Annotated in this window: 18 protein-coding genes and 1 pseudogene; 13 read left to right on the top strand and 6 right to left on the bottom strand. The window is 47.3% G+C overall.

The window, feature by feature from the left end:
- From AACS80_RS11505 to AACS80_RS11515, 3 genes are all read right to left on the bottom strand, one after another.
- Nucleotides 1–737: YdaU family protein (locus tag AACS80_RS11505; RefSeq protein ID WP_138183799.1), on the bottom strand; the 737-nt coding region annotated here is incomplete at its 3' end.
- Nucleotides 738–749: 12 nt separating this feature from the next.
- A complete protein-coding gene (locus tag AACS80_RS11510; protein ID WP_001585636.1) occupies nucleotides 750–1,172 on the bottom strand; it encodes a toxin YdaT family protein in 423 nt (140 codons plus the stop codon).
- Nucleotides 1,156–1,383, bottom strand: coding sequence for a Cro/CI family transcriptional regulator (locus tag AACS80_RS11515; RefSeq protein ID WP_000476989.1), 228 nt, complete (start codon nucleotides 1,381–1,383; stop codon nucleotides 1,156–1,158). The genes AACS80_RS11510 and AACS80_RS11515 overlap by 17 nt, the downstream gene beginning before the upstream one ends.
- A gap of 77 nt (nucleotides 1,384–1,460) precedes the next feature.
- Between AACS80_RS11515 and AACS80_RS11520 the strand changes: the two genes are divergently transcribed.
- From AACS80_RS11520 to ttcA, 13 genes and pseudogenes are all read left to right on the top strand, one after another.
- The gene (locus AACS80_RS11520; RefSeq protein ID WP_001003377.1) at nucleotides 1,461–1,868 is read left to right on the top strand and encodes a helix-turn-helix domain-containing protein; all 408 of its coding nucleotides are present in this window, start codon (nucleotides 1,461–1,463) and stop codon (nucleotides 1,866–1,868) included.
- A gap of 333 nt (nucleotides 1,869–2,201) precedes the next feature.
- On the top strand, nucleotides 2,202–2,357 hold the full coding sequence (locus AACS80_RS11525) for a DUF1391 family protein (protein WP_135410072.1): 156 nt from the start codon (nucleotides 2,202–2,204) through the stop codon (nucleotides 2,355–2,357).
- A 1-nt stretch (nucleotide 2,358) separates the two neighbouring features.
- Nucleotides 2,359–2,478, top strand: a pseudogene (locus AACS80_RS23970) (hypothetical protein); the annotation flags it as partial.
- Between the two features lie 817 nt (nucleotides 2,479–3,295).
- Nucleotides 3,296–3,517 (top strand): killing protein KilR, encoded by a 222-nt coding sequence (kilR, locus tag AACS80_RS11535; RefSeq protein ID WP_000560220.1) that lies wholly within the window; start codon nucleotides 3,296–3,298, stop codon nucleotides 3,515–3,517.
- Nucleotides 3,517–3,687 carry a YdaE family protein gene (locus tag AACS80_RS11540; RefSeq protein ID WP_138183800.1) on the top strand — a complete coding sequence of 57 codons (171 nt, stop codon included), beginning with the start codon at nucleotides 3,517–3,519 and terminating at the stop codon, nucleotides 3,685–3,687. Before kilR ends, AACS80_RS11540 begins: the two co-directional genes overlap by 1 nt.
- 74 nt (nucleotides 3,688–3,761) lie before the next feature.
- Nucleotides 3,762–4,037 carry a hypothetical protein gene (locus AACS80_RS11545; protein ID WP_138183801.1) on the top strand — a complete coding sequence of 92 codons (276 nt, stop codon included), beginning with the start codon at nucleotides 3,762–3,764 and terminating at the stop codon, nucleotides 4,035–4,037.
- Between the two features lie 100 nt (nucleotides 4,038–4,137).
- Nucleotides 4,138–7,269, top strand: a complete 3,132-nt coding sequence (gene recE, locus AACS80_RS11550) for an exodeoxyribonuclease VIII (RefSeq protein WP_138183802.1) — start codon at nucleotides 4,138–4,140, stop codon at nucleotides 7,267–7,269.
- 11 nt (nucleotides 7,270–7,280) lie between these two features.
- Nucleotides 7,281–8,333: a RecT family recombinase gene (locus AACS80_RS11555; protein ID WP_001004422.1), complete on the top strand. Its 1,053-nt coding sequence runs from the start codon at nucleotides 7,281–7,283 to the stop codon at nucleotides 8,331–8,333.
- Between the two features lie 63 nt (nucleotides 8,334–8,396).
- Complete coding sequence (ralR, locus tag AACS80_RS11560; RefSeq protein ID WP_021500490.1) at nucleotides 8,397–8,591, top strand: type I toxin-antitoxin system endodeoxyribonuclease toxin RalR; 195 nt, start codon at nucleotides 8,397–8,399, stop codon at nucleotides 8,589–8,591.
- The gene (locus tag AACS80_RS11565; RefSeq protein WP_138183803.1) at nucleotides 8,584–8,772 is read left to right on the top strand and encodes a DUF1187 family protein; all 189 of its coding nucleotides are present in this window, start codon (nucleotides 8,584–8,586) and stop codon (nucleotides 8,770–8,772) included. The genes ralR and AACS80_RS11565 overlap by 8 nt, the downstream gene beginning before the upstream one ends.
- Nucleotides 8,773–8,871: 99 nt before the next feature.
- Nucleotides 8,872–9,087, top strand: a complete 216-nt coding sequence (xisR, locus tag AACS80_RS11570) for an excisionase XisR (protein ID WP_000079604.1) — start codon at nucleotides 8,872–8,874, stop codon at nucleotides 9,085–9,087.
- Nucleotide 9,088: 1 nt separating this feature from the next.
- Nucleotides 9,089–10,324 carry a tyrosine-type recombinase/integrase gene (locus AACS80_RS11575; protein ID WP_001516465.1) on the top strand — a complete coding sequence of 412 codons (1,236 nt, stop codon included), beginning with the start codon at nucleotides 9,089–9,091 and terminating at the stop codon, nucleotides 10,322–10,324.
- A 51-nt stretch (nucleotides 10,325–10,375) separates the two neighbouring features.
- Nucleotides 10,376–11,311: a tRNA 2-thiocytidine(32) synthetase TtcA gene (ttcA, locus tag AACS80_RS11580; protein WP_138183804.1), complete on the top strand. Its 936-nt coding sequence runs from the start codon at nucleotides 10,376–10,378 to the stop codon at nucleotides 11,309–11,311.
- 118 nt (nucleotides 11,312–11,429) lie between these two features.
- On the opposite strand, the gene dbpA is transcribed toward ttcA, so the two are convergent.
- The 3 genes from dbpA to zntB all read right to left on the bottom strand — a co-directional run bounded on the left by dbpA (nucleotide 11,430) and on the right by zntB (nucleotide 14,264).
- Nucleotides 11,430–12,803: an ATP-dependent RNA helicase DbpA gene (gene dbpA / locus AACS80_RS11585; protein WP_135409896.1), complete on the bottom strand. Its 1,374-nt coding sequence runs from the start codon at nucleotides 12,801–12,803 to the stop codon at nucleotides 11,430–11,432.
- 29 nt (nucleotides 12,804–12,832) lie between these two features.
- Entirely contained in the window at nucleotides 12,833–13,006 is a 174-nt protein-coding gene (gene ynaL / locus AACS80_RS11590) for a proline-rich small protein YnaL (protein WP_276319618.1), read from the bottom strand.
- A gap of 274 nt (nucleotides 13,007–13,280) precedes the next feature.
- Nucleotides 13,281–14,264 carry a zinc transporter ZntB gene (gene zntB, locus AACS80_RS11595; RefSeq protein ID WP_130208765.1) on the bottom strand — a complete coding sequence of 328 codons (984 nt, stop codon included), beginning with the start codon at nucleotides 14,262–14,264 and terminating at the stop codon, nucleotides 13,281–13,283.
- Nucleotides 14,265–14,273: the final 9 nt, after the last annotated feature.

Consider the following 14,273-nt stretch of genomic DNA (forward strand, 5'->3'; position numbering starts at 1 on the left):
CTGTGTCGAATCACCTGCTCAGGGGTAAAACCCTGCTGGAGGAATTTTTCCAGTTCCCGTATCGCCCCGTTAGCACCCTGCTCCGTTCGAATCGGTTTTCGCAATGCCTGGCGAAATTCAACCCACTCACGCCAAAGCGAGACAGAAATCCAGTTCGGCAAAGCAATATCCAGAGGGTCAAACTTTTTGACACCTCGATTCCCCCGGGGGGGATTTAGGGGGGGATCTGTTTTTAGATCTTTATCTGTATCTTTATTAGTTGCCTTTGTGTTGGCATCATGTTCAAACACCACTCCAACATCTGTTTGAACACCTGTTAAATTTCCCTCTTGTTTTGTTCGAACATCTGCTTCCTTTCTGCTTCTTCTGGCCTGAACAGATGCTTTTCCTGCGGCTGATTTTTTGGTTAACTTTTCCCTGACTGATGCCAGATCTTCCTCAATCCGAAGATGCCCCCATTCGTCGCCGTTATCGCAAAAAAACTCCCGCAAGGATGGTTCAACATCAGCCCATCGCTCGTTAGTCAGACGGGCAATTTTTGCCAGCCTGTTTTTGGGTATTGGCTTTCCTGTTTGCCAGTAATTGAACATCAGCAACAAATACGCACCGTGTTCCTCTGCTGACAAATGCATGGTGTCAGCCAGGTAATCAGCTATGTACAGTTGCATGTATGGTAATGCGGCCATAATTGCCCCGTATGATGCTGCCCGGTGGCTTAGAATAAGCACAACCAGCATGGAAACTTTTGCTTAATGAACAATGACAGAATCGTCGGAAGACCCACCGCCGCTGAAATGCGCTTTCCGGTAAACGGCCTGAACTGCATCATCATGCGCATCAATTGCCGTACTCAACGCTTCCTGCGCCGCCAGTAATGCACGGCGTTCCAGGGTATCGAAGATGCAGAGTCGGTGACGCAGCTCGCGCGGAAGGATTGCCAGAATTGCTGGGATCAGCTTCTGAATTTTTTCCCTTTGCGCTTTTGTTTCACCTTTCAACCAGCGGTGATAGATGTTCTGCTGATTATTCCAGTCCTTGCCTGGTACCAGGGGCAATTCGCCGCCCCCCTGGCGCAGATATTCTTCAGTAATTGCGTTAGCGACCCACGCCTGCCCTTTTTCGGCTGCCAGGGCTAACAGCACTGATTCGATGTGCTCATGCCTGATTTTCATGAATCACCTTCCCAGGTCGTTTTGCCTTACGATATTCGTCATAAACTTTGGGGTCGTACTGAAGCTCCCCGCCAGATGCTTTTTGTAGACGCATCGCGCGACCTTCGGGAACCAGTTCTCCCCATTGAGAAACAGCAGATGGATCAACGCCAGCAGCTTTCGCCACTTTGGCCTTCGTGCCATAAAAATTAATTACGTCTGATTTAAACATCACTCCCCCACGCTTGAGTTTTCTCAATATTAATCACTCAAGGAATCTCAAGTCAAGGATTATTAAGATATCTAAATATGAACGAGAAAACTTTAGGTCAACGAATTAGAGAAAGACGCAAACAGGTTGGCTTAAGTCAAAACGATTTAAGCAAGGCTGCTGGCGTATCTGGCTCATCAATTTCATTGTGGGAAAGTGACCATACAGCCCCGCGCGGGCAAAATTTGCATCGCCTAGCCGAGGTATTGCAATGCTCACCGACTTGGATACTGTTTGGCGACGAGGATAAAACACCGGATCCCCCAGTTGCACTCAACAACGCCTTAGACTTATCGGAAGATGAGTTTGAGATGTTGCGATTATATCGCGCACTACCAAAATCAGAGCAACAAGCACAAATCAGCGAACTTCGTGCCCGCGTTGAGAATTTTAATCGCCTATTCACCGAGCTACTAGAAGCTCGCAAACGTAATAAGCATCAATAATCATCCCTTCATAAAAATTTAAAGCCTTACATTTCAATGTGTTGGCTTTATTTCACATTTAATATTGAGTTTTCTCATCAAAAACACTTGACCTGTAGACATGAGAAAACTAAATTACATTCCATCAAGACACCGCACGGTGTTCTCAGCAAACAGTTCCGCCACCCGGCGTTAAGGGGAGAGATAAGATGGAGCATTACGAAGTAGTTCAGTATTTGATGGATTGTTGCGGTATCACTTACAACCAAGCTGTACAGGCTCTACGCAGGAACGACTGGGATCTCTGGCAAGCAGAAGCCTCTATCCGCAACAACAAGATGTGAGATTCGCAAAATGCAAAAAATCGGCCTCGGCAACAACGAATCCCTGGTGTGCGGCGTGTTCCCCAACCAGGATGGAACGTTCACCGCCATGACTTATACCAAAAGCAAAACGTTTAAAACCGAAGCTGGCGCACGTCGCTGGTTGGCAATACATTCAGGTGAATAAAATGAACGAAACAGAATTAAAACACGTTATCGCTCTGCTTCTGGAGGATGCAAAGCGCCTCCAGCAGCTGGAACCAAATGCAGGCACTGAAGAACGAATTATTATGGCTAATAAAAGTCTACATTCTGCATATGATACAAATACAAAGCAAACAGATAAAAATATTATTGTTTATGGGCACAGCGTTAACAGAGAATTTGCTTACTTTGTTCTGGAAAAATATCAACCTACATTTTGCCGGATAATAGAAGAACTAACATTAAAAGGCAAAGATAAAGAGTTTGTTGAAAATGCTGTGGCAACGGCAAGCGCAGCAGCCGTTGCCAGTATCAAATCAATGATTACTCTAGCGATTAACCAATAAACCCAGGGGGGATATCACGCTGAGGCGGGTTAAGAAGCTCGGTAAACTCCGCTCTCAGGCGTTGAACTTCTGAAATAAAATCGGCTTCACTGCAATCCCAGCCTTTGGGGTGCTTAAGTCGCAAATATTCAAAAACTAACGAATCAATTTCATTCATATTGGATAGCACAATTATTCTCCTTACTGGTTGTGTGAGAACTCCAGTATACCACCGAGCCTGAAGTGGTAAAAAGACAGGCGCACAACACGAAGGCGCATTTCCGATATCCATAAAGAGTCGGTCTTGTCTGTTAAATTTAAATGGTGGGAGTGCGCCTCCGGTTGTGAATAACAACACTGCTGTATGTAGTCTTGGCGGCATCAGTTTTTCTTGAAGTTCGACTGATGTCCGCCCTTTTTAAAGTGAATTTTGTGATGCGGTGAATGCGGCTAAGCGCACGCGGCATAGTTAAAAGTCATGTTAGTCCTTATTGGTTTGGGTGGGAAAGCCGACTGTAATTGTTAACTGGTTGCAGTCACCTGGAGGCACCAGGCGCCGCATCAACAAAGTTCATTTGTAAAAATGGAGATAATTATGATTGCACATCACTTCGGAACTGATGAAATACCACGTCAGTGTGTGACTCCTGGTGATTATGTTCTTCATGAAGGCCGGACATATATTGCCTCGGCAAACAATATTAAAAAGCGAAAACTTTATATTCGTAACCTGACCACAAAAACATGCATTACTGACTGCATGATTAAAGTCTTCCTCGGTCGTGATGGTTTACCTGTAAAGGCGGAGTCATGGTGATGACTAAGAAAATAAAATGTGCTTACCACCTTTGCGATAAAGAAGTTGAAGAAAGCAAAAGCATTACAAGATCACTTCATTTCATGCGTGGAGTTATCCCAACGACGGAAATGAAAAAATATTGTAGTGAAATCTGTGCCGAAAAAGACCAGATGGCACACGAACTTTAATTAACTGAGTATTCGAAACTGAATTTATGCCAGCAATGGCAGGGATTCGCTCAACCTTAATTAAGGAGAAAAACATGATTACCAATTATGAAGCCACTGTTGTAACTACCGATGACATTGTTCACGAGGTTAATCTGGAAGGAAAGCGTATTGGCTACGTGATTAAAACAGAAAATAAAGAAACACCCTTCACTTTGGTTGATATCGATGGTCCATCAGGCAACGTAAAAACACTTGATGAAGGTGTCACAAAAATGTGCCTGGTTCACATCGGAAAGAATCTGCCCGCAGAAAAAAAAGCCGGATTTCTGGCAACTCTGATTGCAATGAAATTAAAAGGTGAAATCTGAAAGAAATAGCCTGCGTATGGCGCAGGCTTGAACAGTGTGTATCCGGCAAGATCATTCACTGAACAAAACGAATTTTAATCTGAGTTGAGGTTAAAAAACAATGAGCACAAAACCACTCTTCCTGTTACGGAAAGCGAAAAAATCATCCGGTGAACCTGACGTCGTCCTGTGGGCAAGCGACGATTTTGAATCGACCTGTGCCACTCTGGACTACCTGCTCGTTAAGTCAGGTAAAAAACTGAGCAGCTATTTTAAACCTGTTGCCACGAATTTTCCTGTCGTTAATGACCTTCCCCCTGAAGGTGAGATCGATTTTACCTGGAGTGAACGCTATCAACTCAGCAAAGACTCCATGACCTGGGAACTAAAACCGGGAGCAGCGCCAGACGACGTTCACCATCAGGAGAATGCACCGGAAACCGAAGAACCGGCGGGAGGCCAGGAAGAAAACACACGGGCAGACGCTCACGGGGATTGCCAGGATTGCGAAATCCCTGTAGCCACACTCAGTCTTACTCATCGTTTCCTTCATCTCTTCTTTTTCGGTCGGATGGAAGATGGAAAATACAGCAATCACGCCACGCCGGAACAGCGTAATAACGTCATCCGGATGGAGATGGATACGGAGGATAGCTACCTCCAGAGCCTGCTTACAGCAGTACGTTCTCATCCTGAACTGGATAAGCTGGCAAACCATCATCTTGGCAGGTTGGCGGAGTCGGTATCCAGAGTGTTTACCCGCACAGAAACCCGTCGCATCAGCCCTGCTGAATTCGACAAATTCATTTCCACCTGGATGAAAACTGATTATCTGGAGCAGGGATTACTGACAAAAGAGTTGGCGAAGGGAAATTGCGTATCTGAAATCAATCGCACCCCGTCGGGCGCAAATGCCGGTGGCGGTATTCTTACCGACCGTGGCGAAGGTTTTGTCCACGATGATGCATCACTGGCGCGCGATGTAGCCACTGGTGTACTGGCCCGTTCAATGGACGTGGACATCTATAACCTTCATCCGGCACACGCTAAACGCATTGAGGAAATTATCGCTGAAAATAAACCGCCCTTTTCTGTTTTCCGCGACAAATTCATCACCATGCCTGGCGGGCTGGATTATTCACGCGCCATCGTGGTTGCGTCCGTGAAAGAAGCACCAATTGGGATCGAGGTCATCCCCGCGCACGTCACTGAATATCTGAACAAAGTACTGACTGAAACCGATCATGCCAACCCTGATCCGGAAATCGTGGATATTGCCTGCGGTCGCTCCTCTGCCCCGATGCCGCAGCGAGTAACAGAAGAAGGAAAACAGGATGATGAAGAAAAACCGCAACCATCTGGAACAACGGCAGATGAACAGGGAGAGGCTGAAACAATGGAACCGGACGCAACTGAACATCATCAGGACACGCAGCCGCTGGATGCTCAGTCACAGGTAAATTCTGTTGATGCGAAATATCAGGAACTGCGGGCAGAACTCCATGAAGCCCGGAAAAACATTCCATCAAAAAATCCTGTCGATGCCGATAAATTACTTGCTGCATCACGTGGTGAATTTGTTGACGGAATTAGCGACCCGAACGATCCGAAATGGGTTAAGGGGATCCAGACTCGCGATTCTGTGTACCAGAACCAGCCAGAAACGGAAAAAACCAGCCCGGATGTGAAACAACCTGAGCCAGTAGTGCAACAGGAACCGGAAATAGTCTGCAATGCCTGCGGTCAGACTGGCGGAGATAACTGCCCTGACTGTGGGGCGGTGACGGGGGACGCAACATACCAGGAAACATTCGATGAAGAGAATCAGGTTGAAGCTAAGGAAAAAGATCCGGTGGAAATGGAAGGCGCTGAACATCCGCACAATGAGAATGCTGGCAGCGATCCGCATCGTGATTGCAGTGATGAAACTGGTGAAGCGTCAGCTCCTGTAGCAACTGAAATCATGTGGCCGTCATATTTCGAGCCTGGCCGCTATGAAAACCTCCCGAACGAGGTTTATCACTCCGCCAACGGAATAAGCAGCACGATGCTGAAGGATGCCCGTATCAGCCTGATGTATTACCACGGACGGCACATTGCCGGAACTATTCCGAACGAGGAAAGTGATGTACTGCTGCGTGGGCGGATCATTCACAGCTATGTTCTGGAAACGGATAAATTCGCTGATGAATATGCCATTCCGGTACCGGTTCCTGAATATGTGGTTACTACTTCTAGCGAACTGATCGCCATCATTAAAAAACACAATGCCAGTCTGCCAGCACTGATGACACCAGAGCAGATGAAAGAGTGGATCGAAAGCTACAACAGCACTCTTATACAGCCACTGTCTGTAAGTGCCGGGGCCGAAGAAACAGGCATCCTTTACGGTTCGCTTCCGGTGGAATTTCGGCGTATTCCTGAGGGGGAAAAACACACAGCATCAGCAATGAAAGCCTGTATTAAAGAATACAACGCAAGCCTCCCTCCTCTGTTGAAAACCAGTGGAGCACGGGAGCAGCTTCTGGATCAAATTGAAACTGTAGACCCAGAACTGGCAAAAAAAGAACGTGCTAAATCTTTGCCTTACAACATCAGTGGCACAAAAGAGCAATTAACCGAAATCGCACGGAAAATTCGCCCGGAACTGGTGACACTGGAGGACTGGCAAAAACGCCAGCAAGAAGAAAATGCCGGGAAAACGTTTATCAGTCCGGATATGTATGAACAGGCAAAAAATATTCACGCGGCACTGCAAAACAATACCGATGCAGCAAGGCTACTTAACCACCCGGATCGCAAATCTGAAATCAGCTATTTCGGGTTTGATGAAGAAACCGGGCTGGAAATCAGGGTCCGTCCTGATATCGAAATCCGGCTGCCATACGAAAGCATTTGCGCTGACGTGAAGTCAGTCAGCCTCGGTTATGTGCGACAGGAACGACTTAAAGATCGCCTGCACCGTGAAATTATTGAGCGTGATTATCACCTCAGCGCCGCAATGTATTGCGATGTGGCAAACCTGGACAAATTTTTCTGGATCTTCGTCAACAAAGATGCTGGCTATCACTGGGTGGCAGTCGTGGAAGCCTCGCAGGAACTCCTGGAACTTGGTCGACAGGAATATCGCCGGACGCTACGCCAGATAAACGAAGCCCTGGAGACAAACAACTGGCCAGCACCGATTACCGAAAGTTATACCGACGAATTAAACGACTTTGATCTTCGTCGTCTTGAAGCACTGAGCATCTGAGGAAGGACACAATGAACGAATTAACTCAACAAGAAAATATTAACTCTAATGTTGCGGTTTTCAGCCCTCAGTCCCTGGCTGCAATTCAGACATTTTCCCAGGTAATGGCTTCCGGCATGGCTACTGTACCGGAACACCTCCGGGGAAATCCATCAGACTGCATGGCCATCACCATGCAGGCGATGCAGTGGCAAATGAACCCTTACGCAGTAGCTCAGAAAACTTTCGTTGTGAATGGTGTGCTCGGATATGAAGCGCAACTGGTTAATGCCGTAATCAGTACTCGTGGGCCGCTAACCGGGCGTATTGAATATGACTGGTTCGGGCCGTGGGAAAAAATTATCGGGAAATTTGAAATCAGGAAGAGCGACAAAGGGAAAGAATATCGTGTACCTGGCTGGAAGCTGGCCGATGAAAACGGGATCGGTGTTCGTGTCCAGGCAACACTACGCGGCGAAAGTAAACCACGCGTACTGGAATTACTTCTGGCGCAGGCCAGAACACGTAACTCAACGCTATGGGCCGACGATCCTCGCCAGCAGCTTGCCTATCTGGCGCTGAAACGCTGGGCGCGCCTTTATTGCCCCGAAGTGATTCTTGGAGTGTACACCAGGGACGAACTGGACGAGCCACAGGAAAAAATCATTAATCCGGTTCAGGAACATAAAAACACTTCCGCTTGCCGCGCGGAACGTGAAACAACAATTATTGAGCAGGATGCCGGGGAAAACTGGATCGATGCTTTCCGTGAACGTATTGAGCAGGCACAAAGCACCGGGGAAACAACAGCACTTCGCCAGGAAGTGGAAGATCATAAAAATACACTTGGCGCTCTCTATACGGAACTTAAAGGAAAAGTGGTTCAGCGTCATCACCGTCTCAATGCTATTGCCCGTATCGAGAAGATGATAAATGACCTACCTTCTTCAGGTGATCCAGAAGCAGAACAAAAATTTACTGCTCTGGAAAATACGCTGAATGCTGCCCGGCCACATCTGGGTGAATTATATGAGGCGTATAAAACGACACTGACAGATATGAAACCAGAATATATCGGCTCCTGATATTGACTTTGGCGGTGTAGCCTCACCGCCATCACAAAATTTTATTTTATGAGAGAAAAGACAATGCGGTATGAAAAAGTCAAACCATGCCCTTTTTGTGGTTGTCCATCAGTAACGGTGAAAGCCATTTCAGGATATTACCGCGCGAAGTGTAACGGATGCGAATCCCGAACCGGCTATGGTGGAAGTGAAAAAGAAGCACTCGAACGATGGAATAAACGAACCACTGGAAATAATAATGGAGGTGTTCATGTATAAAATTACCGCCACTATTGAAAAGGAAGGTGGCACTCCTACTAACTGGACAAGGTACTCAAAAACAAAATTAACCAAATCAGAATGCAAAAAAATGCTCTCAGGTAAAAAAGAAGCAGGCGTTTCCAGAGAGCAGAAAGTAAAACTGATAAATTTTAATTGCGAGCAACTTCAGTCCTCGTGAATTGCATTGTATTCAAATTAAAACTTCATAGCTGATTATTAATAATCAACATCGGGCGTCAATTTCAGTCTAACATTGGCGCCTGCCAGAGGTGATGCGATGGCACAAGTAATCTTTAATGAAGAGTGGATGGTTGAATACGGCCTGATGCTTCGCACTGGTCTGGGGGCCAGACAAATTGAAGCATACCGCCAGAACTGTTGGGTGGAAGGCTTCCACTTCAAACGAGTATCTCCTTTAGGGAAGCCAGACAGTAAGCGAGGGATTATCTGGTACAACTATCCAAAGATAAATCAGTTTATCAAAGACTCATGATATGTCTAAATTACCAACAGGTGTCGAGATTCGAGGTAAATACATTCGCATCTGGTTCATGTTTCGAGGAAAACGATGTCGGGAAACATTGAAAGGCTGGGAGGTTACTAACAGTAACATTAAAAAGGCCGGGAATTTAAGAGCGTTGATAGTTCATGAAATCAACTCCGGTGAATTTGAGTATTTAAGACGTTTTCCCCAGTCCAGCACTGGGGCAAAAATGGTGACAACGAGGGTCATAAAAACGTTCGGGGAACTTTGTGATATCTGGACAAAAATTAAAGAGACAGAGTTAACAACAAACACAATGAAGAAAACGAAATCACAATTAAAAACACTCAGGATAATAATTTGTGAGAGTACCCCTATATCACATATTCGTTATAGCGATATCTTAAACTACCGGAATGAACTGCTGCATGGAGAAACGCTTTACCTGGATAATCCAAGATCCAACAAAAAAGGAAGAACCGTGCGCACAGTTGATAACTATATAGCCCTGCTCTGTTCGTTGTTACGTTTTGCGTATCAGTCGGGATTTATATCAACCAAACCATTTGAAGGAGTAAAAAAATTACAGCGAAACAGAATAAAGCCTGATCCGTTATCTAAAACAGAATTCAATGCATTAATGGAAAGTGAAAAAGGACAGAGCCAGAACTTGTGGAAATTTGCCGTTTACTCCGGGCTTCGTCACGGGGAACTGGCTGCTCTGGCGTGGGAGGATGTGGATTTCGAGAAGGGAATTGTGAATGTCAGAAGAAACCTGACGATACTTGATATGTTCGGTCCCCCAAAAACAAATGCGGGGATCCGGACGGTAACACTACTACAGCCAGCTCTTGAAGCACTGAAGGAGCAATACAAACTGACCGGGCATCATCGCAAAAGCGAAATCACTTTTTATCATCGGGAGTACGGCAGAACCGAAAAGCAAAAACTGCATTTTGTTTTCATGCCCAGGATGTGTAACGGAAAACAGAAACCTTATTACTCGGTAAGCAGTTTGGGTGCGAGATGGAATGCAGCAGTAAAACGTGCTGGTATTCGCCGCCGTAATCCGTACCATACGCGACATACTTTTGCCTGCTGGCTGTTGACGGCAGGAGCGAACCCGGCATTTATAGCCAGCCAGATGGGGCATGAAACTGCGCAGATGGTGTATGAAATTTACGGTATGTGGATTGATGACATGAACGACGAACAGGTAGCTATGTTGAATGCGCGGTTATCGTAGTTGCAAAGTTTGCCCCCAATTTGCCCCATTTAGTACCAGAGAACAGAAATAATGCAAGAAAATCAAAAGAATACGAAGAAAGAGATATACAATCTCAACAAATTGCAAAAACGTCTGCGTCGTAACGTGGGCGAAGCCATTGCTGACTTCAATATGATTGAAGATGGCGACCGCATTATGGTTTGCCTCTCCGGGGGCAAAGACAGCTATACCATGCTGGAGATCCTGCGTAATTTGCAGCAAAGCGCGCCAATCAATTTCTCGCTGGTTGCCGTTAACCTCGACCAGAAACAGCCTGGTTTCCCGGAACACGTCCTGCCGGAGTATCTCGATAAGCTGGGCATTGAGTATAAGATTGTTGAAGAGAATACTTACGGGATCGTAAAAGAGAAAATCCCTGAAGGAAAAACTACCTGCTCGCTCTGCTCTCGTCTGCGTCGCGGTATCCTTTATCGCACCGCAACAGAACTGGGTGCCACGAAAATCGCACTGGGTCACCACCGCGACGATATCCTGCAAACGCTGTTCTTAAATATGTTCTACGGTGGCAAGATGAAGGGGATGCCGCCGAAACTGATGAGCGATGATGGCAAACATATCGTGATTCGTCCGCTGGCCTACTGCCGCGAAAAAGATATTCAGCGTTTTGCCGATGCGAAAGCGTTCCCGATTATTCCGTGCAACCTGTGCGGCTCGCAGCCTAACCTGCAACGTCAGGTGATTGCCGATATGCTCCGCGACTGGGATAAGCGTTATCCGGGACGTATCGAGACAATGTTCAGCGCGATGCAAAATGTAGTGCCGTCTCATCTGTGCGATACCAGTCTGTTCGATTTCAAAGGCATTACCCACGGTTCAGAAGTGGTTAACGGCGGTGATCTGGCGTTTGATCGCGAAGAGCTTCCACTACAACCGATGGGCTGGCAGCCTGAAGAAGACGAAAATCAGCTGGATGAACTGCGGCTGAATGTGGTTGAAGTGAAATAATCAGGATAACGCCCGATGCGTAAGATTATCGGGCTACTCTTATGCATGCCGGATAAGACGCGGCCAGCGTCGCATCCGGCAAGATGTTTAGCCTTGCATCAGGCAATTCAACATTTCGTTATTTTAATAACCGTACCCGGCAAGTTTTTCCTTTAATCTTACCGCCCTGTAACTGCTTCCATGTCTTATGAGCAACAGTCTGTCGCACTGCGACATAGACATGCGCTGGGTGCACGGTGATTTTGCCAATATCTGCGCCATCCAGCCCGATATCTCCTGTCAGCGCACCTAATACATCACCCGGACGCATTTTGGCTTTTTTCCCGCCATCGATACACAACGTTGCCATTTCAGCCTCCAGCGGCACAATGTCCCTGCTGGCTGGTAACGTTTGCCAGTTAAGTTTCATCTGCAACATGTCGGCAATGATATTAGCGCGCTGTGCTTCTTCTGGCGCACAGAAACTGATTGCCAGACCGCTATTCCCGGCACGCGCCGTACGCCCGATACGATGCACATGAACTTCAGGATCCCACGCCAGCTCAAAGTTCACCACCAGCTCAAGCGATTTAATATCCAGACCACGCGCAGCGACATCGGTCGCTACCAGCACACGAGCGCTACCGTTGGCAAAACGAACCAACGTCTGGTCGCGATCGCGCTGTTCCAGATCGCCATGTAACGACAATGCACTTTGCCCTACTTCATTCAGCGCGTCACACACAGCCTGGCAATCTTTTTTGGTGTTACAAAACACCACACAAGACGCTGGCTGATGCAAACTTAATAACCGTTGCAACAACGGAATTTTGCCCTTGCTGGATGTCTCATAAAATTGTTGTTCAATAGGCGGAAGAGCATCTGTTGTGTCTATTTCAATCGCCAGGGGATCTCGTTGCACACGACCGCTTATCGCGGCGATCGCTTCCGGCCAGGTGGCAGAGAAGAGAAGCGTCTGGCGAGAAGCTGGCGCAAAACCGATGACTTCATCAATTGCGTCGCTAAACCCCATATCTAGCATACGGTCGGCTTCATCCATGACCAACGTATTCAACGCATCTAACGAAACAGTGCCTTTTTGCAGGTGATCCAGCAAACGCCCCGGCGTTGCCACGATGATATGCGGCGCGTGTTGCAGTGAATCGCGCTGAATACCAAACGGCTGACCGCCGCATAAGGTCAAGATCTTGGTATTTGGTAGGAAACGCGCCAGCCGACGTAACTCCCCTGCGACTTGATCCGCCAGTTCACGAGTCGGACACAGCACTAAAGCCTGAGTCTGAAACAGCGACGCATCAATTTGCTGTAACAACCCGAGGCCAAATGCCGCGGTTTTTCCGCTGCCGGTTTTCGCCTGCACGCGAACATCTTTTCCAGCAAGGATCGCCGGAAGTGCGGCGGCCTGCACTGGTGTCATGGTTAAGTAACCCAACTCATTAAGGTTAGTGAGCTGGGCGGGAGGCAAAACGTTCAGGGTAGAAAAAGCGGTCACAATCTATTCTCGTGGTCATCAGCGCAAAGTTAGCAGGCGCGTATCCTCGCAGATCTACGCTCACGTTGCGACAATTTAATCGGTTCTTCATCGGGCGGCGGGTCGGGCATAGGTTGTGGACGAGGGATTGGATCGGGGACTGGGACGGGATCGCCAGGAATCGGTTCAGGGACAGGAATTTGCAAATAAATGAGTGTCATCATATTTCCCTTTGGTCATTGGGTAGACTCTTAAAGGGTAGACGTTGACAGATAACAGACAAAAAAAAGCCGACTTATCTAAGTCGGCGTCGTACGAATCAATTGTGCTATGCAGTAATTCAAAAAAGGAAGTAAGACAATATGGAGCGCAACGCCCATCGCTTGACGTTGCATTCACCTGCGTGAAAGATATTGCCCTGATTGGGTAGAGAGTTTATTGACCTCGCTCAAACTTTACGGCGTTTTTGTATACAGAAACCCGGGGAAATTGCTTTTGTTACAACCATTTACTACGATGCAACCATAAAGCAACACCACCAATAAGAACAACTAACAGAATACAAAAAAGCGAAAAACCAAATTGCCATCCTCCACCTGGAATACCGCCGAGGTTAACGCCAAATAACCCGGTTAAAAATGTACTGGGTAAAAAGACCATTGCCATCAATGACATTGTGTAAGTACGGCGGGCTAAATTTTCCTGCATCACTTGGGCGATTTCATCCGCCATCACGCCAGTTCTCGCAATGCACGCGTCAATCTCATCCAGACCGCGCCCAAGACGGTCAGCAATATCCTGCATTCGGCGCCGTTGATCGTCATTCATCCAGGGCAAGCGCTCACTGGCAAGGCGAGCATAAACATCTCGCTGCGGCGCCATATAGCGACGCATAACAATGAGTTGTTTTCGTAGTAGTGCCAGGAAACCGCGCGGCGGAATTTGTTGATCAAGTAAATTATCTTCCAGGTCGATAATTTTATCGTGCAGTTGCTCTATAAACTCATTGGAGTGATCGGTTAATGCATCACACACATCCACCAGCCAGCCTCCGCAATCAGTCGGGCCGGTACCCTCTTCCAGATCGCTAACTACATCGTCTAACGCCAGTACTTTACGTTGTCGGGTCGAGACAATGAACCGACCGTCCATATAAACACGCATGGCGACCAGCTGGTCGGGACGTTCATCAGTACTGCCATTAATGCAGCGCAACGTAATCAACGTCCCTTCACCAAGACGGCTGACTCTGGGTCGCGTGCTTTCCCCTGCCAGCGCGTCACGCACGTTATTTGGTAGCAATGGTGTCGTTGCCAGCCACTGCGCGCTGTCATGGTGCACATAATTAAGGTGGAGCCAGCAGGGATGCTCTTCATCTATCTCATCTGTATTTTCCAGCGGTTTAACGCCGCCTTTACCATCCAACATCCAGGCAAATACTGCATCCGGTACATTTATGTCCGCTCCCTTAATCGTTTCCACAGTGCCTCC

Source organism: Escherichia sp. E4385 (assembly GCF_963883145.1).
Lineage (GTDB): Bacteria > Pseudomonadota > Gammaproteobacteria > Enterobacterales > Enterobacteriaceae > Escherichia.

Coding starts and splice junctions, on each gene's coding strand:
- AACS80_RS11510 (WP_001585636.1), bottom strand. CDS start 1,172: ATGAAAATCAGGCATGAGCACATCGAATCAGTGCTGTTAGCCCTGGCA.
- AACS80_RS11515 (WP_000476989.1), bottom strand. CDS start 1,383: ATGTTTAAATCAGACGTAATTAATTTTTATGGCACGAAGGCCAAAGTG.
- AACS80_RS11520 (WP_001003377.1), top strand. CDS start 1,461: ATGAACGAGAAAACTTTAGGTCAACGAATTAGAGAAAGACGCAAACAG.
- AACS80_RS11525 (WP_135410072.1), top strand. CDS start 2,202: ATGCAAAAAATCGGCCTCGGCAACAACGAATCCCTGGTGTGCGGCGTG.
- kilR (WP_000560220.1), top strand. CDS start 3,296: ATGATTGCACATCACTTCGGAACTGATGAAATACCACGTCAGTGTGTG.
- AACS80_RS11540 (WP_138183800.1), top strand. CDS start 3,517: ATGACTAAGAAAATAAAATGTGCTTACCACCTTTGCGATAAAGAAGTT.
- AACS80_RS11545 (WP_138183801.1), top strand. CDS start 3,762: ATGATTACCAATTATGAAGCCACTGTTGTAACTACCGATGACATTGTT.
- recE (WP_138183802.1), top strand. CDS start 4,138: ATGAGCACAAAACCACTCTTCCTGTTACGGAAAGCGAAAAAATCATCC.
- AACS80_RS11555 (WP_001004422.1), top strand. CDS start 7,281: ATGAACGAATTAACTCAACAAGAAAATATTAACTCTAATGTTGCGGTT.
- ralR (WP_021500490.1), top strand. CDS start 8,397: ATGCGGTATGAAAAAGTCAAACCATGCCCTTTTTGTGGTTGTCCATCA.
- AACS80_RS11565 (WP_138183803.1), top strand. CDS start 8,584: ATGTATAAAATTACCGCCACTATTGAAAAGGAAGGTGGCACTCCTACT.
- xisR (WP_000079604.1), top strand. CDS start 8,872: ATGGCACAAGTAATCTTTAATGAAGAGTGGATGGTTGAATACGGCCTG.
- AACS80_RS11575 (WP_001516465.1), top strand. CDS start 9,089: ATGTCTAAATTACCAACAGGTGTCGAGATTCGAGGTAAATACATTCGC.
- ttcA (WP_138183804.1), top strand. CDS start 10,376: ATGCAAGAAAATCAAAAGAATACGAAGAAAGAGATATACAATCTCAAC.
- ynaL (WP_276319618.1), bottom strand. CDS start 13,006: ATGATGACACTCATTTATTTGCAAATTCCTGTCCCTGAACCGATTCCT.